Raw genomic sequence first — 23,163 nt, forward strand, 5'->3', positions numbered from 1 at the left:
CCGGTCAGCCGGCAGCCGCGGCCAGGGCCGTGGTCAGCGTCGTGACGGACCGCCCGATCCCGAGTGTCTCGGCCAAGGCCGCCAGCGCCGCCGCATCGGCGGGCCGGGCCGGCAGGGTGTCGGCGCCGGACAGCTGGACCGGCGCGTCGCGGGCGACCCGCACCACGGGAAGCGCCGCGTCCAGGTAGCCGGCGGCCGCGTCCAGTTTGGCGCGCATGCCCTTGGCCATGCCCGAATCCGGATCGGCGGCGGCCGCCCGCAGCCCGTCGAGCGAGCCGTACTGCAGCAGCAGACCGGACGCGGTCTTCTCCCCGACGCCCTTGATGCCGGGCAGGCCGTCGGACGGGTCCCCGCGCAGCAACGCCAGCTCGGCGTAGGCGGCCCCGGCCCGGTCGGCGGGCACCCCGTACCGCTCGGCGACGTCGGCGGGCCCGAACAGTTCGGCCTTCGCCAGGCCCCGCCCGGCGTAGAGCACCCGCACCGCCACCGGATCGTCCGCGACGACCTGCAGCAGGTCGCGGTCGCCGCTGACCACGACCACCGGGTCGGTGGTTTCGCGGGCGGCGAGGGTTCCGAGTACGTCGTCGGCCTCGAAGCCGTCGGCGCCGCCGGTGGCGATCCCCGCCGCGGCCAGCACCTCGAGGATGATCGGTACCTGCGGGGACAGAGTGTCGGGGACCTCCTCGACGGTCCCGTCGGAGCCGACGGCGACCCGGTGCGCCTTGTAGCTGGGGACCGCGGCGACCCGGAACTCGGGTCGCCAGTCCAGGTCCAGGCACACCACGAGCCGGGCGGGCCGGTGCCGGGTGATCAGTGAGGCCACCATGTCGGTGAAGCCCCGCACCGCGTTGACGGGACGCCCGTCGGGTGCGGTGATCGAGTCGGGCAGCGCGTAGTAGGCGCGGAACCACAGGCTCGCCCCGTCGAGCAGCAGCAGCGGGCGCTGCGCGGTATCCCCGGCGGGGGTGGTCACAGGAGTCGTCACGGTCCTCATCCTGCCACCCCTGCAGCGCACTACGCTTGTGCCCATGAGTGCTGCCGCATCCCGATTTCCCGCCGCCCGCTATGCCGAACGGCTCACCCGCGCAGCCGAGCTCGGTGCCGCCGCCGGTCTCGACGCGCTGCTGATCACCCCCGGCCCGGATCTGCGGTACCTGCTCGGTTCCCGCGCCGAGTCCTTCGAACGGCTCACCTGTCTGGTGATCCCCACCGGCGGGGGTGCGGCGACGGTGGTGGTTCCGCGGCTCGAACTGGCGTCGCTGAACGACTCGGCGGTCGCGGAGCTGGCCGTGCCGGTGCGGGACTGGGTGGACGGGCAGAACCCGTACGAACTGGTGGCGTCGCTGCTGCCGGCCGCCGCCCGCACCGCGGTGACCGACGCGATGCCGGCCCTGCATCTTGTGCCGTTGGCCGGGTTGTTCGGGTCGGTTCCGGTGCTGGCCACCGATGTGCTGCGGGAGCTGCGGATGGTCAAGGACGACGACGAGATCGACGCGCTGCGGCGTGCCGGGGCCGCGATCGACCGGGTGCACGCCCGGATGGGTGAATGGCTGCGGCCGGGCCGCACCGAAGCCGACGTGGCGGCGGACATCTCCGCGGCGATCCTCGAGGAGGGGCACACCGAGGCGGCCTTCGTCATCGTCGGGTCGGGTCCGCACGGCGCCGACCCGCACCACGAGGTGTCCGACCGGGTGCTCGAATCCGGGGACATCGTGGTGATCGACATCGGCGGTCCCGTCGAACCCGGCTACAACTCCGATTCGACCCGCACGTACAGCCTCGGCGAACCCGATCCCGATGTGGCGGCGAAGATCGCGCTGCTCGAGGCGGCGCAGCAGGCCGCGGTCGACGCGGTGAAGCCCGGCGTGACGGCCGAATCGGTGGATGCGGCGGCCCGTGATCTGCTGGCCGCCCAGGGACTGGGGGAGGTGTTCGTGCACCGCACCGGGCACGGCATCGGTCTGTCGGTGCACGAGGAGCCGTACATCGTCGGCGGGAACACCGACGAACTGCGACCGGGCATGGCGTTCAGCATCGAGCCCGGCATCTACTTCCGCGGTGAGTGGGGTGCCCGCATCGAGGACATCGTGGTCGTCACCGCCGACGGGTGCGAAGCCGTGAACCGTCGGCCGCACGGGCTGACGGTGCTTCCGGGCTGACCGCCGACCGAGACCGGCGGCTCCGCCGCTGCTCTTCCTGCGTCCTTTTTGCGAGCGAATGTATCGTTCGCTCGGACAAAGGCAGGGGTGGCGGGATCAGTCCAGGACCGATCCCATCACCCGGTCCACGGTGATCTCGACGACCACCCGCGTCGGATTCACCCTTGGGGGCCGATAGCGCCGCGTGTAACGGGCGACCCCTTCGGCGACCGCGGCGGCGTCGGTGCGTACCCGCGCCGAACCTTCGAGGGTGACCCAGCGGCCACCGTCGACCTGGGAGACCGCGGCGTAGCCGCCGCGGTCGGCGTTGAGTGCCTTCTGCGATCGGGCGTTGGTGATCACCCGCACCAGCCGCGTCTGCGGGTCCCAGGTGAACCCGACCGCGACGACGTGCGGGGTGCCGTCCTTGCGCAGCGTCGTGAGCGTGCCGAGGTGATACTCGGACAGGAACTGCAGTGCGCGCTCACCGAGCGCGTCCGGGGTGCGGGCCATGCCCGCGAGCCTAGAACGCCCGGCGCGACGAGGTGACCGGGGTCAGCGGCAGCAGCGCCGGGATCCGTTCGACGACACCCCCGGCGAACACCTCGTACAGCGGCAGTTCCGGCAGGTGCACGTATCCGATGTGGCAGTCGCACATCGTGTTCGGGCAGGGGCGGGGCCGCAGCGCCGGGAGGTAGCTGCCGTCGTACAGGTTGCCGAGCGGCTCGTCCACGAAATGACAGCGCCGGACCCGTCCGTCGCCGTCGACGCTGATCACGCTCTCGCCGGTGCGGCACGGCCGGCCGAGTGTGGGATGCGGACGCACCGAATACCCGAACAGCGGATCCAGCGCGGTCCACGCGGCTTCCTCCGCCGCCTCGTAGGTCCGCCCCTCCTCGGCGTTGACCCACAGATAGGTCGACTCGGGCAGCGCCGCGCGCAGAGCCCGGGCCTCGTCGAGCCGGTCGGCGAGCCCGACGATGCCCACCGAGTGCCGGATGCCGAGCCCGTCGAGTTCGGAGCACCGTTGCACGAACCGTGCGCGGGTGACCTCGCCGGGATGGTAGGTGCACCACAGCGCCACGCGCTCCCGGGCGGTATCGGCGAGCCAGCCGGTGCGGCACGACAGGTTCGTCTGGACCGCGACGGTGTCGATATGGGACAGGTGCGACAACGCGACCAGCGCGTCGCGGTACCAGGAACGGGTCAACGCCTCGCCCCACGGGGTGAACAGCACCGACAGCTTCGCGTGCCCGTCGGGATTGCCGGTGGCCCACGCCACGAACCGGTCCAGCGCCGCCCGGTCGGCACGTAGCGTCCCGGGGCTGTCGCGGCGCTTGGCGAACGGGCAGTACGGGCAGTCGTAGTTGCAGCTGGCGAGCGGCCCCCGGTACAGCACGGTCAGGTGCTCGCTCACCGCAGGACCGCCGCGGTCATCGAGGCGCGGACCGACTCGGACACCAGCCACGGGCCGATCAGATCGGAGCGGGCCAGGCCCGCGTCGGTCAGGCGCAGCCCGGCCCCGGCGGCGTGTGCCCAGCCGCGGTCGGTCAGCGTGTCGAGTCCGGGGATGTCCCGGTGCAGGTCGCCGCCGAACCGGGCGGTGTAGGCGGCGAGGTCGACGCCGTCGGCACGCAGCAACGTCTTGATCAGCCAGCGCCGCCGCTGCTCGTGTTCGTCGAGCGCGGTCCCGACGGTGGCGCGGCCGAAATCGTCGGTGGCGGTGTACTCGTCGAGGATCGCCCGCACCGCGGGCACTCCCACCGCGTAGTCGAACGAATAGTGCAGGTCGGTGGTGTAGGAGCGGGCACCGCAGCCGAGCCCGACCATGCCGTCGTCCTGGCAGCAGTAGTCGGTGTCGACGTCGGTGACGTCGCCGCGGCGGAACTGACGCATCGAGTGCTGCCGATAACCGGCGGCGGTGAGCGCCTCGACGCCCTGCCGGTACAACGCGAGACGCTGTGCGTCCCACCCGGTGTCGCGGTCGGTTCCGGCGCGGCGTCCGAGTCCGGTCAGCGGCCGCACGTACAGCGGATACAGGTAGATCTCCTCGGGGCATCTTGCGAGCGCGGTGTCGAGGGAGTACTGCCAGGTCTCGGGGGTCTGGCCGTCGATGCCGTAGATCAGGTCGAGGTTGACGATGCCGAACCCGGCGGCCTGCAGCCGGTCCAGCGCGGCGTCGACCGCGGCGCGTTTCTGCGGGCGCCCGGCCGCGTGGGCTTCGTGATCGAGGAAGCTCTGCACCCCGATGCTGACGCGGTGCACCCCGCGGTCGGCGAGCACCGCGACCCGGTCCGCGGTCGCGGTCGCGGGGGACGTCTCGACGCCGCTGGGGATGCGGGGCAGTTCCGGTGCGAACTCGGTGAGGATGTCGAACAGCGCGTCGAGTTCGCGGGCCTCGAGGTAGGTGGGGGTGCCGCCGCCGATCGCGGCCGCGGCGAAACGTGCCGTGTCCGGTCCGGCGGCGTCGAGTTCGGTGCGGACCTGCCGGGCCTGCCGGCGCAGCGCGGCAAGGTAGGCGCCGACGCGTTCCTCGGGCGGGTTGGCGGTGGTGAACAGATTGCAGAACCCGCAGCGCATCTCGCAGAACGGGATGTGCGCGTACAGGAACAGCGACGACCGGTCCTGTCCGGCCCACACCTGCCGCAGCGGCGGCGCCGGCCGCAGCGGCCGGTACGCGGATTTGTGCGGGTAGGCGTACAGGTAACCCTGGTAGGGGGAACCGTCGAGATCGACCGCGGTGTCGGTGCCGTCGAGCCGGGTCATCGGACCCCCCCGACGGGCAGCACGAACTGGGCGTACGGCACGGTCCACACGGCTTCGTGGGCGAGCCGGTGCCCGGACCAGCCGTCGTCGCCGTAGGCGGTGCCGTGATCCGAGCACACGATCGTGTACACCGGCCGCGGTCCGGTCCTGACCAGGTCCACCAGTCGAGGAACCCGCGCGTCGACGTACCGCAGGGCCGCGGCGTGACTGTCCGGTCCGTCCGGGGGCCGCGTGCCGGGGGTGGAGTCGATCCCGTCGAGATAGAAGTGGTTCGGCTGGTGCAGCGCCGCGACGTTCACGAAAACGAAGCGCGGTCGCGGATCGGTGCTCGCCAGGGTCGTGGCGAGCACGTCGAGCTGGGCGTCGAAACTCGCCGGGCTGGTCACCCCGGTGTCGGTCGACCAGTGGCTCTCCTCGAACAACGAGGGCAGCACGCGGCCCAGTTCGGTGGTTCCGGAGAAGAATCCGACGCCGCCGATGCAGACGGTGCGATACCCCTCGGCGGCGAGCGCCTCGACCACGGTGGCCTGCGGGAACGTCCAGGTGTGCGGTCCGGTGGATTCGCTGCCGGGGAACGCGGCCGCGTACAGCCGCGGATGCGGGCCGGGCGCGGCGGGCGTCGGCAGGAACCCGGCGAAGAACGCCTGGTGGGCGGGGAAGGTGAAGGTGGCCGGGGTGTGCCGGCGTTCCCACCCGCCGGGTAGCATCGCCGCCAGGTTCGGGGTGCGGCCGGCCGCGAGTTCTGCGGCGGCGATGTCGAAGCGCAGCGTGTCCAGCGTGACGAACAGGATGTCGTGGTTGCCGACGATCTCCGGGAAGGGCGGGGCAGGCAGGGGCGTCGGGATCACAGCAGCATTCTTTCGGCGAGGGCGGCGACTTGCGTGTCGTAGGGATCGTGGTCGGGGCGGTGCAGGCCGGGCAGGTTCGGTAGCAGGTCTCCGAACGCGTTGACCTCGGCCACCGCGACGGGAATCGGGCGGGTGGCGGTGGCGCGGGCCCCGACAAGCACGTCCACCCCGACCGTGAGGGTGCGGGGGAAACAGGCGGCGGCGGCCTCGGCGACGTCGAGCACGCGCCGCCACCCGTCGTCGCCGAGCACGCTGCGCAGCGTGGTCAGGTCGCCGCGCGCATTGCCCAGGTGCAGGTTGGTGATCGATCCGGTGGCGGCGCGGACCACCGCGTGACCGGCAGTGCCGCCGACGGTGAGCACCCGCACGTCGACGGCCCGGCGCTCGTATACGAGCTTGGGGAACCAGCGTTCGACGTGCAGGTGCCGGTCGGCGAGCGCGTCGATCAGCGGCGCCACCTCCGTTTCGCCGCGGAACACCCCGGGCCGCAGCGTGTTGAACGGCTGCCCGCCGGCGAGTTCGACAGGGCCGCGCGCGATCACGTCGAGGTGGCGGCCGCGCCGGCGCAGCTGCACCGCCAGCACGCCGGACGCGGACGAGCCGTGGGCGGGTTTGACGAAGACCCGATGCCAGCCTCGGGAGGCGAGCCGGTCGCGGAGCTCGGCCCACCCGGAGACAGGGGGCGTGTCCGGGGCATCGAGCGCGGGGGGCACCGGCACCCGGGCGGCGGTGAGCCGGGCGTGGCAGGCAGGCTTGTCGAACAGCACCGCGATCTCGTCCGGGTCGGTGGTGGAGGGTATCCGCGCGGCGCGGGCGGCGGATGCCAGTGCCGCTGTCGCCGTGGTGAACCCGCGATACCAGTCCGGGCCGGCGGTGACGGCACCGTGCAGCGCGACACGATCCGCGCCGCGCAGCAACCGGTCGACCTGCGGGTCGTCGCCGGGGGAGTCGATGCGCATCACGGTCGGCGGCCTGTCGTCGAGCGCAGCCGTCAGATGCATCCCGGCGCGGTCGGGTCCGTCGGCGAGCACGGTCCGCCACGGCACTACCCGTGGCGCAGCGTGTCCGGCGCGGGCGAGTGCCGCGGTGAGCAGGGCGGTGCGCCGGGTGCCGGGATTACCGATCAGCAGCAGGGCGCCGCTCACTCCGAGACGGCGGTGTAGCGCCAGCCGTCGTCGCTGTCGGCTTCCTGCCGGTCCTCGGCGGAGATCGTGATGCCCGGGTGGGCGGCGCGCAGCCGGTCGAGGGCCGCGTCGGAGGCGTAGTGGTGGTCGAGGATCAGGGTGGTCACCGCGCCGAGGTCGCCGTCGCCGAGCGCGTCGACCCCGATGTCCGACAGTGTGCCCAGCGACAGATCCAGATCGGTGATGCGCTTCAGGACCGGGGCGCCGGCGAGCGCGAGCGCGATCTCGTCGGCGATCTCCGCGTTGCGCAGCCCCAGCGACGTCACGTTCGGGAACAGGTCGCCGGCGAGCAACGCAGCGAGCGGTTCGACGGTCTCGACGCCGCCGTAGTTCTCGGTGCCGAGCCACAGTTCGAGGCGTTCGAGGCGCGGCAGGTCGGCGGCGAGCAGGGCGGTCAGATAGGAGGGCAGCAGCCCACCCGATTCGACGGTCAGCGACCGCAGCCGCGGCAGCGACGGCGGGGTGAGATCGACGTCGTCGCCGGTCATCGGGGTGCAGCCGCCCCGCAACTGGAGGGTCTCGAGGTTCGGTGCCGCCGCGAGCACCGCCCCGAGATCGCCCCAGTCGATCCAGGAGATCTCGGATTCGTCGAAGGTCATGTCGCCGACGAACAGCGCGGTCAGCGCCGGCAGCGCGGTGAGCAGCGGCGCCACCTGGCCGGCGGGCAGCGGGTCGCTCGCCTCGCTCCACTGCCCGAGCAGCAGGGCGGTCACCCGCCCGGCCCAGGGCGTCTCGGTCAGCGCGGTCAGGTCCGCCACGAACCGGTCGGTGCCGCCGTCCCAGTCGGTGGCGATCTTCCAGGCGACCGACGCCGGATCGACCGGTGTGTCGGTGTCGGTCGTGAACTGCTGGACGGGCAGGCCCGCGAAACGGGTGGTCGCTGTGGAGATGGTCACCGCTGTTCGGCTCCGTTCGATGGACGTGTCGGACTGGCGGAGGCCACCCTATGCGAGGGTCCCGACAGCAACCGGACAGACCGGGCAGGGCACACTGGCGGACATGAGCAGCCCGCAGGGAAGCGTCGTGATCTTCGGTGGCCGCAGCGAGATCGGTGTCGAGGTGGCCCGCCGTCTCGCCCCCGGGCGCACCGTGATCCTCGCCGCGCGCCGCGCCGACGACCTGCACGCACCCCGCGCGGCGGTGCAGGGTGCGGGTGCGGCCGCGGTGCACACCGTCGAGTTCGATGCCGACGCCCTCGACACCCATCCGGCGGTGCTCGAACAGATCACCGCCGCGCACGGGCCGATCGACGTGGCGGTGCTCGCGTTCGGGATCCTCGGCGACCAGACCCGCGCGGAAACCGACGCCGAGCACGCGGTGGCGGTGGTGCACACCGATTTCGTCGCGCAGGTCGCGTTGCTGACCCGCCTGGCGGCGCTGCTGCGCGCGCAGGGCTCGGGGCGGCTCGTGGTGTTCTCGTCGGTGGCCGGGGTGCGGGTGCGTCGCGCCAACTACGTGTACGGGTCGGCCAAGGCCGGCCTGGACGGGTTCGCGTCGGGGCTCGCGGACGCGCTACACGGCAGCGGTGTGTCGTTGCTGCTGGTACGGCCGGGTTTCGTGATCGGCCGGATGACCCTGGGGATGAGCCCCGCGCCGCTGTCGAGCACCCCCGAGCAGGTCGCGGACGCGACGGCGCGCGCGCTGGGGCGCGGCCGCGGTGAGGTGTGGGTGCCGGGTGTGCTGCGGCCGGTGTTCTTCGGGATGCGGCTGCTGCCCCGCGCGATCTGGCGGCGCCTGCCCCGCTGACCGCACGAGGGCAGGTCCGGGCGAACCGGCCCGGGCCCATGACATCCGTCATGGCCGAACGCTGACGATGTCACCGCAACCGATGATGCGGCGCACTGCTTCCCCCGCCCGGAACCGGACAGGCTCGAAGCCATGCGAGAACCACACGAGGGAACCCTGCTGACCGACCTGCTCGAGTTCGGTCCCGCCCCGATGATGACCCGGGAACTGGTCGTCATCGATATCCCGCTGCTGGCGGCGGTGTTCGCGCCGGCGGGGCCGAGTCCGCTGTTCTGGGCTGGCGCCGGGGCCGCCGTGGTGTACCTGGCGGCGCGGTTCGCGATCGGGGTGCGCGCGTGGAATCGGGTGGAGCGGTGACGGTGCGCGGTGACCAAGCTCGGCGCCGCCAACCGGCACGAGGCCGCGGTCATCGCCCGCAGGCAGGGCTGGATCTAGCCGTGGATGCGGCCCCGCATCACAGTTTGTAGCCGATGGTGCGCAGCAGCGCCTTGCGGTCGGCGACGTCGTCGTCGGTTTCCACGCCGAGCGGTGGGCTGCCGTCGATCACGCCGACGATGCCGCGTCCCAGGTCGGTTTCGGCGATCACGAGTTCGACCGGGTTGGCGGTCGCGCAATAGATGCCGCACACCTCCGGGACCTGCTTGATCGTGTTGAGCACGTTGACGGGGTAGCCGTTGTCGACGAACACGATGAAGCAGTGCCCCGCCCCGACCGTGAGCGCATTGCGGGTGGCCAGGTCCACGAGGGTGTCGTCGTTGCCGGATCGGCGCACCAGGCGCACCCCGGACGCTTCGCAGAATGCGACACCGAACCGCAGGTGCGGGCTCGACCCGGCGAGCGCTTCGTGCAGGTCCTCGACGGTCTTGACGAAATGGGACTGGCCGACGATCACGTTCGTGTCCTCGGGTTTGTCGATTGCGACGACACTCAGCTCCACGGTGGTCTCTCCTTCGCGGCTCGGGTCACGACCGGCGGGTTTCGAGCAGCCGCAGCCACACCTCGCTGACCGTCGGATAGGACGGGACCGCGTGCCAGAGCGTGTCCAGCGGCACCTTCCCGACCAGTGCGATCGTCGCGGCGTGCACGAGTTCGGCGACCTCGGTACCGACGAACGTGGCGCCGGCGAGGGTGTCGGTGGCGCGGTCGACGACGAGCGCGGCGTGCCCGCCGAAGTCGTCGCGGGCCAGCGCCGAACCGGCGACCTCCAGGTCCACCTCGAGCACGTCGACGTCGAGTCCGGCCTCGCGGGCCGAACGGGCGGTGTGCCCGACGGACGCGATCTCCGGTTCGGTGAAGATCACCTGCGGCACCTGGTCGTGATCCGCGCTGGCGCGGTAGCGGGGATGGTCGAGGCCGCGGCCCTCGGCGCGGGCGGCGATCACGTCGCCGCACACCCGCGCCTGATATTTGCCCATGTGGGTCAGGGCGGCGCGGCCCGCGGCGTCCCCGACCGCGTACAGCCAGCCGCCGTCCACCTCGGTGACGTTCAGGTGATCGTCGACGGACAGGCGCGCGCCGGCGTCGAGTCCGACCGTCTCGAGCCCGAGGTCGTCGATGGTGGGTCGCCGGCCCGCGGCGACCACGATCTCGTCGACCTCGACGGTGGTTCCGTCGTCCAGGGCGACGGTGGCCGGCCCCCCGTGGATGCGCCCGATGCCGGTGTTGCGGGCATCGTCGCGGGTGACCCGGCTGATCTCGGTGCCGAACCGCACGTCGATGCCGTGACGGCCGAACGTGCCGGTGACGGCGTCGGCCGCGAACGGTTCGACGCGGGGGAGCAGGCGCTGCCCGCGCACCACGACGGTAAGTTCCTCGACGCCGAGTTGTCGCAGCCACGTCGCGGTTTCGCACGCGACGACGCCGCCGCCGACCAGCAACATGCGCCGCGGAATCTCCACCAGATTCGTCGCGTCCCGCGATGTCCACGGCAGCGCCGCGCGCAGTCCGGGGGTGTCCGGCACGGTCGCGACGGTGCCCGTGGCGAGCACGACGGCGTGCCGTGCCCGCAGGGTGCGGGGCCGGGTGCCGTCGACGGCGACGGTGCGGTCCCCGGTGATCCGGGCGTGACCGCGCAGCACGTCGATTCCGGCCGAGTCTGCCCACAGCACCTGGGAGCTGTCGTCCCGGTGGTGGGTGAAGGAGTCGCGGCGGGCCAGCACGTCGGCGACGTCGACGCCGTGCGCGGTGATCTTCTCCCCGACGCCGGGCATGTGGCGGGCTGCGGCGAGGATCTGCCCGGGTCGCAGCAGCGCTTTGCTCGGCATGCACGCCCAGTAGGAGCATTCGCCGCCGACGAGTTCGTGTTCGATGAGCGCGGCGGTGCGATCGCTGCCGGCGATCGCGTAGTTCGCGGCATTTTCCCCGGCCGGTCCGCCGCCGATCACGATCACATCGAAGGTGTCCCGGTCGGTGCCGGCGGTATCGGGACTCATCGGTCCCACGGTAGGCGGGTGCGGCGCCGTCCGGGCCGGTTCGGGCGGTTCAGTCCACGTGCGGGGAGTTCGCGTCGAAGATCAGGCCCATCGGCGCGAGCACCCGCACGACCTGTTCGGCGACCCCTTCGTCGAGGTCACACAGCAGCACCGACCGCCACGGGGTGATCACCAGCGGGTGGTCGACGGCGGCGAGGAACTCGGCGGTGCGGGCGGGCAGCACCCCGCCGGCGAGGGCACCGGCGAGCACGACCGTGCCGTCCGGGCGGTCCAGCCAGCCGATCGGGTGCGGCGGCGGCGCCGGGACCGGCGCCGGGTCGGTGTCCGGTGCGGCGGCGGCCGCGGGATCGAGCAGCACCTCGACGATGTCGTCGGGGGCGACCCGTACCCCGGTGTCGCGGCCGTCGCGGGCCAGCATCCACGACCCGCCGGGCAGCGCGCACACCGCGAGGTCGGGGGACAGCGCCACGATGTCCCCGCTGCCGTCGTCGAGACCGAGCACCGTGTCCGCCGTCGCCGCCGTGTCCAGCCGCCAGTGCAGGTCGACGGCGATCTCCCGCACGTCGGCGAGCCCGCCGATCCGGCCCGACAGCGGGGAGGCGACGACGCTGCGCCGGTAGGTGCCGTGCACGGTGAGCCCGGCCGCGGTGATCGGGCCGGCCAGGGCGTCCCGGTCGCCGTGCAGCCGCAGCCCGGCATGCTCGGTGAGGTGCAGTGCCGCATCGGCGTGCACGTGGGCGAGTTCGGCGAGAGCCTGCAGTTGCGCCGCGCTGACGGCACCGCCCGGCAGGTGCACGTCGACGGCGGCGGATCGGGATTGCGACATGAGGTCAGGCTAGAACGACGGCACGTCGCGGCGGCGCCCGGGCCGTGCGGCTGCGTAGGGTGTGATCATGTCCGATGGGGATCTCACGCGGCCGTCGTTCGCCGACCTCGCCGCCGCCAAGTACGTGCTGCTGAGCACCTTCCGCAAGAACGGCACCGCCGTGCCCACGGCCGTGTGGGCCGCCGCCGACGGCGACCGGTTGCTGGTGTGGACCGCGACCGCCTCGCACAAGGTCACCCGGCTGCGCCGCGACCCACGTATCACCCTGGCGGTGTGTGACGCCCGCGGAAAGCCGCGCAGCGCCGCGGTGCCGGGCACCGCCGTCGTCCTCGACGACGCCGGCACCGAGCACACCCGCGCCGTGATCGCCCGCAAATACGGGATTCTCGGCTGGCTCGGAGTGAAGGGCAGCCTGCTGCGCCGCGGCCGGTCCGGCACGATCGGTCTCGCCTGCAGCATCGACGAACCGTAGTCTCGCCGAGGGCGGCGATCCGATCGCCGTGTCCGGCAGCTTCATCCGATCCGAGAACGAGGAAACGACTTCATGAGCGTCCACAGCTTCACCGTCGACACCGCCGACGGAACCACCGAGGACCTGAGCCGCTACGCCGGCAAGTACCTGCTGATCGTCAACGTCGCCAGCAAGTGCGGCCTGACCCCGCAGTACGAGGGTCTCGAGGCGCTGCACCGGCAGTCCGGCGACACGCTGCAGATCATCGGATTCCCGTGCAACCAGTTCGCCGGTCAGGAACCGGGCACCGACGCCGAGATCCAGGAGTTCTGCCGGCTCAGCTACGACGTGACGTTCCCCGTGTACGGGAAGATCGATGTCAACGGGGACGACGCGCACGCCCTGTACCGGCACCTGCGCGCCGAGGCTCCCGGAGATTTCGGTCCCGACCACGGGTTCCTGTACGAACACGTCAGCAAGACGATGCCCGAGTCGATCGGCACCGACGCGGTGAAGTGGAACTTCACCAAGTTCCTCGTGGACCCCGACGGCGCGGTCGTGCGCCGGTTCGAGCCGACCGTCACCCCCGACGAGATCGGCCGGCAGGTCGCCGACCTGGCCTGACCCTCCGGGCTGCCCGGGCACCGTTCGGTTCCCGGGCGCACCCGCGGTCAGCGGGCGGCGCTGACCGACGACATGTGGAAGTCCGGGATCCGCATCGGCGGCATCGCGGTGCGGGTGAACCAGTCCTTCCATTCCCGCGGCAGCGTCCGTTCCGTCGCGCCGACCTCCGTGGCGCGACGCAGCAGGTCCAGCGGTGATTCGTTGAACCGGAAGTTGTTCACGGCGGCGACCACCTCGCCGTCCTCCACCAGGTACACCCCGTCCCGGGTGAGGCCGGTCAGCAACAGCGTCGCCGGGTCGACCTCCCGCAGATACCACAGGGTGGTCAGCAGCAGGCCCCGTTCGGTGCAGGCGACCAGGTCGTCGATGCTCGCCGACGATCCGCCCGTGAGCAGCAGATTCTCACCCGGCGCGGTGACGCTGGCGCCGAACTCGGCGGCCGCGGCCCGCGGGTACGCCAGCGCGTGTACGGTCCCGTCCCGGATCCAGTCCACGCGGCCGGTGTCGAGGCCGTTGTCGAACACCGACACCGCGTCCGTCGATGCGGTCGCCGTCACGAACGGCGCGTACTCGAGTCCGGGCGCGAACGGATCCGAGAACAACGTCAGCGACAGCGGGGTCAGGAGCTCGCCGATCCGGGTACCGCCGGGCCGGGACAGCGCGGTGTGGCCCTCCTCCGCGCCGCGCCCCTCCATCGACCACATCAGGTAGATCATCAGGTCCGCCACCGCCGAGGACGGCAGCAGCGTCTCGTATCGTCCGGCGGGCAGTTCGACGGCCCGGCCCGCCCAGTCCAGCCGCCGATCCAGCTCGACGAGCAGGGCGGTGGTGTCGACGTCGCGGAAGTCGCGGGTTCCGGCGCCGGCCCACGCTCCCGGACCGTTCAGCCCGCCCCGTTTGCCGTGCACCTCGATCGACCCTTCCGGCTGGGTGTACCGGCGCCGCACCCCGGTGGAGGTGCCGAGCCATGTGGTGCGCACCTGATGGTGCGCGAACCCGTAGAGCCGGTCGGTGCCGTCGAAGCCTTCGGCCAGCGCATCGACGACCTCGTCGAACACCGCGATGCCCGTACCGGTGAATCCGTCGGTCCAGTCACCGGTGGCGCCGGTGCCGTCGAGCAGCGGCATCGCATCGGTGGCCGGTGCCGCCTCGTCGGCGGCGGCACGCGCCGCCGCGACCACCGCGTCGATGTCGTCGGGATCGACGCTGCTGGAGGTGACGACCCCGACGCGGGTCGTGGGCTCACGCCGGATCGCGAGCACCGTCCAGGTCCGCGACCGCGACACCCCGTTGGTGGTCATCGAGTTGCCCGCCCACCGCAGCGCCGCCTCCGACACCTCGGTGACGAGCACGATCGTCTCGTCGGCCGTCGAGACGCGCAGCGCCCGCTCCACCAGCTCCTGCGCCTCGATCATCGTCCACCCTCCGAACGCGTGTTGAGCACGTTGATGCCGCGCAGCAGCGCCGACGGACAGCCGTGCGAGACCGCCGCGACCTGTCCGGGTTGCGCCTTGCCGCAGTTCAGCGCACCCCCGAGCCGCCACGTCGACGGGCCGCCCACCGCCTCGAGCGCGCCCCAGAAGTCGGTGGTCGTGCCCTGGTAGGCGACATCGCGCACCTGACCGGCCAGTTCACCGCCGCGGATCCGGTGGAACCGCTGGCCGGTGAACTGGAAGTTGTAGCGCTGCATGTCGATCGACCAGGACTTGTCGCCGACGACGTACAGCCCGTCCTCGACGTCGGCGATCAGGTCCGCGGTGGACCGATCCACCAGGGGATCCGGTTGCAGTGACACGTTCGGCATCCGCTGGATCGGCACGTGATGCGCCGAATCCGCGTAGGCGCAGCCGTTCGAGCGTGGCAACCCGAGCCGCGGCGCGAACGCCCGGTCCACCTGGAAGCCCACCAGCACGCCGTCGCGTACCAGATCCCAGGACTGGGCGGCGACGCCGTCGTCGTCGAACCCGACGGTCGCGAGGCCGTGCGGGTCGGTGCGGTCCGCGGTCACGTGCATGACCTCGCTGCCGTAACGCAGCGAACCCAGCAGGTCCGGGGTCGCGAAGGAGGTGCCCGCGTACGCGGCCTCGTAGCCGACCGCCCGGTCGAACTCGGTGGCGTGCCCGACCGACTCGTGGATGGTCAGCCACAGGTTCGTCGGATCGATGACCAGGTCCGTCGGTCCCGCGACCACCGACGGCGCCGCGGCCTTCTCCGCCAGCCACTGCGGTAGCGCCGCCAGCTCTCCGGTCCAGTCCCAGTGATCGTCGGACGCGAGATACTCCCAGCCGCGCCCGGTCGGGGGAGCGAGGGTCCGCATCGTCTCGAACACCCCCGCCGCCTGGTCGACGGTGGTCGCCTCGAGTTGCGGATGGATCCGCATCCGCTGCTGGGTGATCGCCGATCCGGCCAGGTCCGCGTAGAAGGTCTGCTCCTTGACCTGCACACAGTTCGCCGTCACGTGATCGACGCCGTCGGCGGCGAGCAACCGCTGCGACAGATCGGTGAGGATCGCGACCTTGTCGCCGACCGGCACCACGAACGGATCCAGGTCGTACTGCGACACCCACACCGCATCCGGGTGAACCGGCTCGTCGGCCCACTGCACCGGATCCCGGTTGAGGGGCCGCAACGCCCGCGCGACCTCGATCGCCCGGCCGGCCGTCGCTGCCGCCGCATCGACGGTCAGCTCGGCGTGCGAGGCGAACCCCCAGGTGCCGTCGACGAGGACCCGCACCGCCAGGCCGGCATCGACACCGTCCACGGAGGACTGCACCCCGCCATCACGCAGGGCCAGCGACTGGGTGCGCACCCGGTGCACCCGCAGATCCGCGTGGGTGGCCCCGGCCGTGCGGGCCACCGACAGCGCCGCATCGGCGAGTGCACGCAACGGCAGGGCGAGGAAATCGGCGTCGACGGTGTTCACCCGCTCACCGTAGGAGACGATCACGCGAATTGCTGCCAACCGAGCCGCACCACCATCACCAGCACCACGATCAACAGCACCGCCCGCACGAACCCGGCGCCGCGCGCCAGCGCCGTCCGCGAGCCCAGCACCGCCCCGGCGACGTTGCACACCGCCATCGTCAGTCCCAGCGACCACCACACGTGCCCGGTCGCGGCGAAGAACACCAGGGCACCCAGATTGGACCCGAGGTTGATCACCTTCGCCATCGCCGCGGAGCGGACGAACTCGGTGCCCAGCAGCGTCGCGAAGGAGATGATCAGGAACGTGCCGGTCCCCGGACCGAGGATGCCGTCGTAGAACCCGATCACCGCGGCCGAGCCGAGCACGACGATCACCGTGCGCCGCCGGCTCGGCCGGTCCCGGACCAGGCCGGTGCCGATCTGTGGCCGTAACGTCACCATCACCGCGACCGCGACCAGCGCGACCATCACGATCGGAATGAACAGCGACCGGTCGATCAGCGATACCGCCGCCGCCCCGCACGCCGCGAGCACCGCGGCCAGCACCGCCGCCGGGACCAGCACCGTCCACTGCATCCGGATGCGCCGCGCGAACGTCACCACCGCGGCGCTGGTGCCGCAGATCGCGGTGAGCTTGTTGGTCGCCAACGCGGCCTGCGGGGTCAGTTGCGGTGCCACCAGCAGCAGCGCGGGCAGCAGGATCAAGCCGCCGCCCCCGACCACCGCGTCGACCCATCCGGCCGCGGCCGCCGCCGCCAGCAGCACCGCCCAGTCACCCGCATCCATGATCGTGATTCGATCACGAGACCGCGGTCACGGCCGACCGGGAGCAAAATCTCCGGCCCGTTCGTTGCACCGGTGTGGCCACCCGGAAGGAGCCCCTGATGTTGCCCCTGCTGTTCCTCGTCTACGTCGTCGCCGAGATCGCGGTACTCGCCGCGCTCGGTTCCGCGATCGGCGCCGGCTACACCGTGCTGCTGTTCCTCGGTGTCAGCGTCCTCGGCTACCTGATCCTCGGGGCGCAGGGCCGCCGTGCGCTGCAGAATCTCGGCAAGGTCCGGGCGGGGGCCTCCCCGGACCGGGCGCTGACCGACGGTGCTCTCGTCGGGCTCGGTGCCGGGCTGGTCCTGGTGCCCGGTCTGCTCACCAGCGTCCTGGGGATCCTGCTGCTGTTGCCGCCGACCCGGGCGCTGCTGCGCCCGGTCGTCAAGGTCGTCGCCGCCCGCAAGGTCGCGGACCTCGCGGCCCGCGGCAGCTGGCACGGTGAGCGCATCACCGTCGTCGACGGACAGGTCGTCGAGCACACCGTCGTCGATGCGAACCCGCGCCTGACGTCCGCCCCGATCCTCGAAGGCGAGATCGTCGACACCCCGCAGCGGCCGCAGCGGCCCTGACGGGGCAGACTGGACGCTCGTGAGTCCAGCACCGCACACCCAGCTTCTCGTCGGCGGCCGTATCTACAGCGCCACCGCCCCCGACGCCACCGCCATGGCCGTCACCGACGGCCGGATCGTGTGGGTGGGGGCCGAACGGCCCGGCCGCACGCTGCACCCCGACGCCGAGATCATCGATCTGCACGGCGCGTTCGTCGCCCCCGCATTCGTCGACACCCACGTGCACGTCACCGCGCACGGCCTGGCCCTGACCGGCCTGGACCTGACCGGTGCCGCCAGCCGGGAGGAGGCGCTGCAGCGGCTGCGCGCGCACGCCGCCGGATGCGACGACGCGGTGCTGTGGGGGCACGGGTGGGACGAAACCGGCTGGCCCGAGGCCACCGCGCCGACCACTGCCGACCTCGATGCCGCGGCTCCGGGCCGGGCCGTGTACCTGACCCGCATCGATGCGCATTCCGCGGCCGCGTCCACCATGCTGCGCGCCGCCGCCGACTCGGCCGGACTTCCCGGCCACCACCCGCAACGGCCCCTGACCGCCGCCGCCCATCACGCGGTGCGGGGTGCCGCGCGCGCCCTGCTCACCCCGGCGCAGCGGGCCCGCGCCCGTCTCGCCGCTCTCGACGACTACGCCGCGCACGGCATCGTCGCCGTCCACGAGTGCGGCGGGCCCGACATCTCCGGCCGCGACGACTTCGCCGAACTGCTCGGCACCGAACACGCGGTGCAGGTGCGCGGGTACTGGGGTGAGGCGGTCACCACCGCCGAGCAGGCCACCGAGCTGCTCGCGGCGACCGGTGCGCACGGGCTCGGCGGTGATCTGTTCGTCGACGGCGCATTCGGCTCGCACACCGCGTGGCTGACCACCCCCTACGCCGATCGACCCGACTGCTGTGGCACCTCGTACCTGACCGTCGAGCAGATCACCGCACACATCCGGGCGTGTACCACGGCCGGTATCCAGGCCGGGTTCCATGTCATCGGGGATGCCGCCGCGGCGGCGGCGACCGCCGCGTTCGCCGCCGTCGCCGACGATCTGGGTGGTCCTGCCGTCGCCGCGCGCGGGCACCGCCTCGAACACGCCGAAACCCTGACCGCCGAGCAGGCGGCACTGCTGGGCCGGTGGGGGGTGATCGCCAGCATGCAACCGATGTTCGACGCCCTGTGGGGTGGGCCGGCCGGGATGTACGCGACGCGGCTCGGCGCCGACCGGGCGGCCGCATCGAACAATTTCGCCGGCATCGCCGCGACCGGGATGTCCCTGGCGTTCGGTTCGGATGCTCCGGTGACCGCGGCCCGGCCGTGGCCGATGCTGCGGGCCGCCGTGCATCACCGGACGCCGGGCAGTGGCATCTCGCCGCGCGCCGCGTTCGCCGCGGCGACCCGCGGGGCGTGGCGGGCCGGCGGAGTCCGCGACGGTCTCGCCGGCACCCTCGATCCGGGGGCGCCCGCGTCGTACGCGGTGTGGGAGGCGGGGGAGTTGGTGATCAGCGCTCCGAAGGACAGTGTGCAGAGGTGGTCGACGGACCCGCGGTCGCGGGTGGCGCCGCTGCCCGATCTCGAGCCGGGCTCGGACGATCCGGTGCTGGTGCGCAGCGTGCACCGCGGCCGGATCGTGTACCAGCGGTGACCGCGCCGGCCGCTCGGGCGGTGGCAGTGCGGGCCGTGGGGGTCCGGGCCCTGTTGTCGGTGGTCGCCGGGCTGTTGCTGTTCGCGAGTTTCCCGCCGCGACCGCTGTGGTTCCTCGCACCGATCGGCATCGGTTTACTGGTCGCTGTATTGATTGCACGACCACTGCATCGACGTGCGGGGTTCTGCTATGGATACCTCGCCGGCCTGGGCTTTCTGGTGCCGCTCCTGCCGTGGGTCGGCGTATACGTCGGGCCGCTGCCGTGGCTGGCGCTGGCCGCGATCGAGGCCCTGTTCGTCGGCTTGTTCGGGGCGCTGACCGTGCACGTGCGGTCTCTGCCCGCCGCCCCTGTGTGGATCGCCGCGTGCTGGTCGCTGACCGAGTACCTGCGCGCCACCGTGCCATTCGGCGGATTCCCGTGGGGACGCCTGGCGTTCGGGCAACCCGACGGTCTGCTGGTCGCGCTCGCCGCGGTCGGCGGAGCTCCCCTGGTGTCCTTCGCGGTCGCGCTGACCGGCACCGGGCTGGCCGCGCTCGTCCTCCGTGCCGGTCGCGAGCCGCGGCGCGGACCGCTGCTGCGGGCCGCGGCCGTCACCGCGCTGGCACCGCTGTGCGCGGCGGTGGTGTGGCCGTTGCTGCCCGCGCCCGGCGAGGGCGACCGCACGATCACGGTCGCGGCGATCCAGGGGAGCGTGCCGCGCCTGGGACTCGACTTCAACGCACAGCGCAAGGCGGTGCTCGACAACCACGTCGCCCGGACCCTCGAACTCGCCGCCGACGTCGCGGCCGGAACGGTACCGCGCCCGGACGTGGTGATCTGGCCGGAGAACGCCTCGGACATCGACCCGCTGCGCAACCCCGACGCGGCTGCCGACATCAGCGCCGCGGCCGCCGCGATCGGCGCCCCCATCACCGTCGGCGCCGTGCTCGTCAACGGTGACGGCACCACCACCAACTCGGTGATCGTCTGGGACGGCGCGGCCGGACCCGGCGAGCGGCACGACAAGAAGATCATCCAGCCGTTCGGCGAATACCTGCCGTACCGGTCGTTCTTCCGGCTGTTCTCCGAATACGCCGACCGCGCCGGCCACTTCGTGCCCGGCCACGGCGACGGCGTGGTGCACGCCGCCGCCATCCCCGTCGGTGTCGCCACCTGCTACGAGGTCGCGTTCGACCGGGCACTGCGCGAAGCCGTCGACGCCGGAGCGCAACTGCTGGCGGTACCCACCAACAACGCCACCTTCGGCGACACGGAGATGACCTACCAGCAGCTGGCGATGTCGCGGCTGCGGGCCGTCGAACACGGCCGCACCGTGGTCGTGGCCGCCACCAGCGGTGTCAGCGCGATCGTCGCCGCCGACGGATCGGTGCTGCAGCAGAGCCCGCTGTTCGAGCCGGCAGCGCTGGTGGCGCAAGTGCCGTTGCGTACGACGACTACGCTGGCTAGTCGGCTCGGCCCGATCCCGGAACTCGTTCTGTGTGTCGGAGCCGTCGCCGCCGCCGGTGCCGCCCTCGTGCGGGCCCGGCGACACCACACCGCGGAGTCGCGTCCACAGCCCGGACACGGCACCGAGCCGGCCGAGGCCGGCACCGCAGGATCACCGGCCCAGGCCGGTTTCGACAGGGAGGACCATTGATGGCAGCGGCGACGCCGGCCGGGAACCACAGCGCGCCGAGCGCACGGACCCTGGTCATCATTCCGACGTACAACGAGCGGGAGAACATCCGCCTGATCGTCGGCCGGCTGCATGCGGCGCTGCCGGACGTGCACGTGCTCATCGCCGACGACGGCAGCCCGGACGGCACCGGCGCGGTCGCCGACGAACTGGCCGCGGCGAGCGGTGGACGCATCCACGTCATGCACCGCACCGAGAAGAACGGCCTCGGTGCCGCCTACATCGCCGGATTCCGATGGGGTCTCGAACGGGACTACACGGTGCTGGTGGAGATGGATGCCGACGGTAGCCACGCCCCGGAACAGCTGCATCTGCTGCTCGAGAAGGTCGACGCCGGTGCCGATCTGGTCCTGGGCTCCCGGTACGTGCCCGGCGGCACCGTCGTGAACTGGCCGTGGCACCGCGAGGTGCTCTCCCGCGGCGGCAACGTCTACTCACGGCTCGCTCTGGGCGTGAAGATCCGCGACATCACCGGCGGCTACCGGGCATACCGGCGCGAGGTGCTCGAAAAGCTCGACCTCGACGCGATCGAATCGCACGGCTACTGCTTCCAGGTCGACCTGGCCTGGCGCACCCTGCAGGCCGGATTCACGGTCGCCGAGGTGCCGATCACCTTCACCGAACGCGTCATCGGCGACTCGAAGATGAGTGGCAACATCGTGCAGGAAGCTCTGCTCAAGGTCACCGTGTGGGGTCTGCGCAACCGGTGGGCCACGCTGCGGGGGCTCGTCGGCCGCGGCTGACCGTCACGGACGGCCCAGCCAGTCGAGGGACTGGCCGTGCGCGCCGGCCAGTGCCAGAGGCTGCCCGTCCAGAGCCACGACGAATCGGCCACCGACCTGCTCTGATGGGATCGGCAACCGGCCGGTGATGCCGGGTAAGACGCGCGGTCCCTCGTTGGAGATCCAGTGGCAGGGCAGCTCCCGGACGGTCTGCTCGAATGCCGCGCGGGCCGCGTCGTCGACGTAGTTCAGGACCGCGCTGTGGAACACGACGACGGTCGTGTCCGGCGGCGCCTGCCGCACCACGTCGGGGAGGGCTGCAGTGAGATCGCCGTGCACCAGCTGCGGCCGGTCGCGCCGGGCGATCGCCGCGGCGGCCCGCAGGCGTTCACGCCGCTCGTGGTGTTCGGGCCAGACGAGACTGTCCAGCCAGGCCAGGTCGTCGTCGCTGTCCACGTCGAGCGGGGCGAGATCGATTCCGACGCGATGGACCACCGTCGGGAGCGCCGTGGGCAGCGGCGGCGTCCCGGTGGTGGTGCAGGTCAGCAGCACCGGCGACGGACCGTCCACCGGATCCAGGTCGGGTCGCCCGGCGTAGCGGTAGCTGAAGCGGTCCGGATACAGGCACAACCCGGCCGACGCCCCGACCTCGACGAGCGTCAGCGGCCCGTGCAGCATCGCCAGGACGGGCAGCAGCACCGCGGCGCGGCCGGCCTCGTTCGTCTGGGTCGACCGCACCCGCGCGGTGCGTTCGACGGCGGCCCAGTGATCGAGGATCCACCCGCGGAACGACCGGTAGGACCCGGTCGGGGCGCCGAGGTGCCGAGCCACACCGAGGACCAGGTTCGGTTGACGTTTCGGTTCGGGCAGACGCTCCACGAGGGCCAGCACCTCGGGATCCCCGGCGATTCCCAGGCCCAACCGTTCGTAGGCCGGGGATCGTCCGAGCGCTTCCACCTGCGCGAATCGTCGGTATCTCTCACTCGTGGACACGGCCGATGTCTACCCGGAGTTCGATGTCGGGGGAAGGGTTGCGCTCGCCGCGGTATCGGATCGTTGCTCTGGCCCTGCTCGGAGTGCTGGCCTCTGCGACTCGATTGCGCCCGAGGAGGAGTGTCGTGCGATATCCACCGGAGGTCACCCGACGTCTGGAGAGCACGCCGGGGGAGATGGAAGCGGCCTGGATCGGAGAGCAGGTCGTGACCGGACCTGTGGTGATCGAACCCTACGACCCCGCATGGCCCCGGTTGTTCGAGGGCGAGGCAAGAAAGATCGAGGCGGCACTCGCGGAACGGTGCTCGGCATCGAACATGTCGGCTCGACCGCGGTTCCTGGACTCGCGGCCAAGCCGATTCTCGACATCGACCTGATCGTCCCGGACTCCGCCGATGAATCCGCATATGTCGCGCCGCTCGAACAAACGGGATATCGCCTGGTGATGCGTGAGCCGAGCTGGCACGAGCACCGCATGTTCCGCGGCGTAAATCCCGACGTCAACCTGCACGTGTTCTCGCAGGAGGCGCCCGAACACATCCGTCACGTGGTGTTCCGGGACTGGCTCCGCACCCACGACAACGATCGCGAACGCTACGAGAAGGCGAAGCGGCGGCTCGCCGCCGAGACGGTCGATGCGCCCGACCGTTACAACCTGGCCAAGAACGCCGTCATCGACGACATCTACGCCCGCGCGTTCGGCACCTGCCTGCCGGACGCCGGCTGACACTCACCGGCAGCCCTGATCAGGGAAGTGCGTGGCCAACCGTGCGCACAGCGCGTCGAGATTCTGCGGTCAAGCCCCTGGTAG

General features: G+C 72.0%; 24 protein-coding genes. 10 read left to right on the forward strand and 14 right to left on the reverse strand.

Features of this window, described 5'->3' with window-relative positions; all coding sequences use genetic code 11:
• Positions 1-4: 4 nt before the first annotated feature.
• A complete protein-coding gene (locus tag A8G15_RS20530; RefSeq protein ID WP_068163821.1) occupies positions 5-994 on the reverse strand; it encodes a 5'-3' exonuclease in 990 nt (329 codons plus the stop codon).
• A gap of 34 nt (positions 995-1,028) precedes the next feature.
• On the opposite strand from A8G15_RS20530, the gene A8G15_RS20535 reads away from it, so the two are divergent.
• On the forward strand, positions 1,029-2,159 hold the full coding sequence (locus tag A8G15_RS20535; RefSeq protein WP_068163823.1) for a M24 family metallopeptidase: 1,131 nt from the start codon (positions 1,029-1,031) through the stop codon (positions 2,157-2,159).
• A 96-nt stretch (positions 2,160-2,255) separates the two neighbouring features.
• Here the strand turns inward: A8G15_RS20535 and A8G15_RS20540 are convergent, their stop codons facing one another.
• From A8G15_RS20540 to A8G15_RS20565, 6 genes are read right to left on the reverse strand one after another with little or no spacing between them, the layout of a single operon-like run.
• On the reverse strand, positions 2,256-2,651 hold the full coding sequence (locus A8G15_RS20540; protein WP_068163826.1) for a TIGR03618 family F420-dependent PPOX class oxidoreductase: 396 nt from the start codon (positions 2,649-2,651) through the stop codon (positions 2,256-2,258).
• A 10-nt stretch (positions 2,652-2,661) separates the two neighbouring features.
• Positions 2,662-3,555, reverse strand: coding sequence for an STM4011 family radical SAM protein (locus A8G15_RS20545; RefSeq protein ID WP_068163875.1), 894 nt, complete (start codon positions 3,553-3,555; stop codon positions 2,662-2,664).
• Positions 3,552-4,904 carry an STM4012 family radical SAM protein gene (locus A8G15_RS20550; protein WP_068163828.1) on the reverse strand — a complete coding sequence of 451 codons (1,353 nt, stop codon included), beginning with the start codon at positions 4,902-4,904 and terminating at the stop codon, positions 3,552-3,554. The genes A8G15_RS20545 and A8G15_RS20550 overlap by 4 nt, the downstream gene beginning before the upstream one ends.
• Complete coding sequence (locus A8G15_RS20555) at positions 4,901-5,752, reverse strand: STM4013/SEN3800 family hydrolase (protein ID WP_245687924.1); 852 nt, start codon at positions 5,750-5,752, stop codon at positions 4,901-4,903. Before A8G15_RS20555 ends, A8G15_RS20550 begins: the two co-directional genes overlap by 4 nt.
• On the reverse strand, positions 5,749-6,897 hold the full coding sequence (locus tag A8G15_RS30765) for an STM4014 family protein (protein ID WP_156665498.1): 1,149 nt from the start codon (positions 6,895-6,897) through the stop codon (positions 5,749-5,751). The genes A8G15_RS20555 and A8G15_RS30765 overlap by 4 nt, the downstream gene beginning before the upstream one ends.
• Positions 6,894-7,832 carry a hypothetical protein gene (locus A8G15_RS20565; RefSeq protein WP_068163830.1) on the reverse strand — a complete coding sequence of 313 codons (939 nt, stop codon included), beginning with the start codon at positions 7,830-7,832 and terminating at the stop codon, positions 6,894-6,896. Before A8G15_RS20565 ends, A8G15_RS30765 begins: the two co-directional genes overlap by 4 nt.
• 103 nt (positions 7,833-7,935) lie before the next feature.
• Between A8G15_RS20565 and dprE2 the strand changes: the two genes are divergently transcribed.
• Together dprE2 and A8G15_RS20575 are read left to right on the forward strand one after the other, a co-directional pair.
• Positions 7,936-8,682: a decaprenylphospho-beta-D-erythro-pentofuranosid-2-ulose 2-reductase gene (gene dprE2, locus A8G15_RS20570; RefSeq protein WP_068163833.1), complete on the forward strand. Its 747-nt coding sequence runs from the start codon at positions 7,936-7,938 to the stop codon at positions 8,680-8,682.
• A gap of 132 nt (positions 8,683-8,814) precedes the next feature.
• A complete protein-coding gene (locus A8G15_RS20575) occupies positions 8,815-9,039 on the forward strand; it encodes a hypothetical protein (protein WP_068163841.1) in 225 nt (74 codons plus the stop codon).
• Between the two features lie 97 nt (positions 9,040-9,136).
• Here A8G15_RS20575 and A8G15_RS20580 read toward each other — a convergent pair whose 3' ends face one another.
• From A8G15_RS20580 to A8G15_RS20590, 3 genes are read right to left on the reverse strand one after another with little or no spacing between them, the layout of a single operon-like run.
• The gene (locus A8G15_RS20580) at positions 9,137-9,619 is read right to left on the reverse strand and encodes an adenosine-specific kinase (RefSeq protein WP_068163844.1); all 483 of its coding nucleotides are present in this window, start codon (positions 9,617-9,619) and stop codon (positions 9,137-9,139) included.
• Between the two features lie 25 nt (positions 9,620-9,644).
• Entirely contained in the window at positions 9,645-11,114 is a 1,470-nt protein-coding gene (locus tag A8G15_RS20585; protein ID WP_068163881.1) for a dihydrolipoyl dehydrogenase family protein, read from the reverse strand.
• Between the two features lie 49 nt (positions 11,115-11,163).
• Entirely contained in the window at positions 11,164-11,940 is a 777-nt protein-coding gene (locus A8G15_RS20590) for a precorrin-3B synthase (protein ID WP_068163848.1), read from the reverse strand.
• A 67-nt stretch (positions 11,941-12,007) separates the two neighbouring features.
• Here A8G15_RS20590 and A8G15_RS20595 point away from each other — a divergent pair, with 67 nt between their 5' ends.
• Both A8G15_RS20595 and A8G15_RS20600 read left to right on the forward strand, forming a co-directional pair.
• A complete protein-coding gene (locus A8G15_RS20595) occupies positions 12,008-12,412 on the forward strand; it encodes a PPOX class F420-dependent oxidoreductase (protein ID WP_068163883.1) in 405 nt (134 codons plus the stop codon).
• Positions 12,413-12,484: 72 nt separating this feature from the next.
• On the forward strand, positions 12,485-13,015 hold the full coding sequence (locus A8G15_RS20600) for a glutathione peroxidase (RefSeq protein WP_068163851.1): 531 nt from the start codon (positions 12,485-12,487) through the stop codon (positions 13,013-13,015).
• A gap of 47 nt (positions 13,016-13,062) precedes the next feature.
• Here A8G15_RS20600 and A8G15_RS20605 read toward each other — a convergent pair whose 3' ends face one another.
• Genes A8G15_RS20605 through A8G15_RS20615 form a run of 3 tightly spaced genes read right to left on the reverse strand, consistent with a single transcriptional unit; the run spans position 13,063 to position 16,726 of the window.
• Positions 13,063-14,430 (reverse strand): metallopeptidase TldD-related protein, encoded by a 1,368-nt coding sequence (locus A8G15_RS20605; RefSeq protein WP_068163854.1) that lies wholly within the window; start codon positions 14,428-14,430, stop codon positions 13,063-13,065.
• On the reverse strand, positions 14,427-15,938 hold the full coding sequence (locus A8G15_RS20610) for a TldD/PmbA family protein (protein ID WP_068163884.1): 1,512 nt from the start codon (positions 15,936-15,938) through the stop codon (positions 14,427-14,429). The genes A8G15_RS20605 and A8G15_RS20610 overlap by 4 nt, the downstream gene beginning before the upstream one ends.
• Before the next feature lie 20 nt (positions 15,939-15,958).
• Positions 15,959-16,726 (reverse strand): TSUP family transporter, encoded by a 768-nt coding sequence (locus tag A8G15_RS20615; RefSeq protein WP_068163856.1) that lies wholly within the window; start codon positions 16,724-16,726, stop codon positions 15,959-15,961.
• A 98-nt stretch (positions 16,727-16,824) separates the two neighbouring features.
• On the opposite strand from A8G15_RS20615, the gene A8G15_RS20620 reads away from it, so the two are divergent.
• The 4 genes from A8G15_RS20620 to A8G15_RS20635 are packed head-to-tail and all read left to right on the forward strand — an operon-like array spanning position 16,825 to position 21,380.
• Positions 16,825-17,334: an FxsA family protein gene (locus tag A8G15_RS20620; RefSeq protein ID WP_068163886.1), complete on the forward strand. Its 510-nt coding sequence runs from the start codon at positions 16,825-16,827 to the stop codon at positions 17,332-17,334.
• Positions 17,335-17,353: 19 nt separating this feature from the next.
• On the forward strand, positions 17,354-18,961 hold the full coding sequence (locus tag A8G15_RS20625; RefSeq protein WP_068163859.1) for an amidohydrolase: 1,608 nt from the start codon (positions 17,354-17,356) through the stop codon (positions 18,959-18,961).
• A gap of 20 nt (positions 18,962-18,981) precedes the next feature.
• On the forward strand, positions 18,982-20,598 hold the full coding sequence (gene lnt, locus A8G15_RS20630; protein ID WP_082900039.1) for an apolipoprotein N-acyltransferase: 1,617 nt from the start codon (positions 18,982-18,984) through the stop codon (positions 20,596-20,598).
• Positions 20,598-21,380, forward strand: a complete 783-nt coding sequence (locus tag A8G15_RS20635) for a polyprenol monophosphomannose synthase (RefSeq protein ID WP_068163861.1) — start codon at positions 20,598-20,600, stop codon at positions 21,378-21,380. The genes lnt and A8G15_RS20635 overlap by 1 nt, the downstream gene beginning before the upstream one ends.
• 3 nt (positions 21,381-21,383) lie before the next feature.
• On the opposite strand, the gene A8G15_RS20640 is transcribed toward A8G15_RS20635, so the two are convergent.
• The gene (locus tag A8G15_RS20640) at positions 21,384-22,352 is read right to left on the reverse strand and encodes a DUF2332 domain-containing protein (RefSeq protein ID WP_068163865.1); all 969 of its coding nucleotides are present in this window, start codon (positions 22,350-22,352) and stop codon (positions 21,384-21,386) included.
• 301 nt (positions 22,353-22,653) lie between these two features.
• Here A8G15_RS20640 and A8G15_RS20645 point away from each other — a divergent pair, with 301 nt between their 5' ends.
• On the forward strand, positions 22,654-23,079 hold the full coding sequence (locus tag A8G15_RS20645; RefSeq protein ID WP_211270211.1) for a GrpB family protein: 426 nt from the start codon (positions 22,654-22,656) through the stop codon (positions 23,077-23,079).
• The last annotated feature ends 84 nt before the right edge of the window (positions 23,080-23,163 follow it).

It is taken from the genome of Rhodococcus phenolicus (assembly GCF_001646785.1).
GTDB classification, from domain to species: Bacteria; Actinomycetota; Actinomycetes; order Mycobacteriales; family Mycobacteriaceae; genus Rhodococcus; species Rhodococcus phenolicus.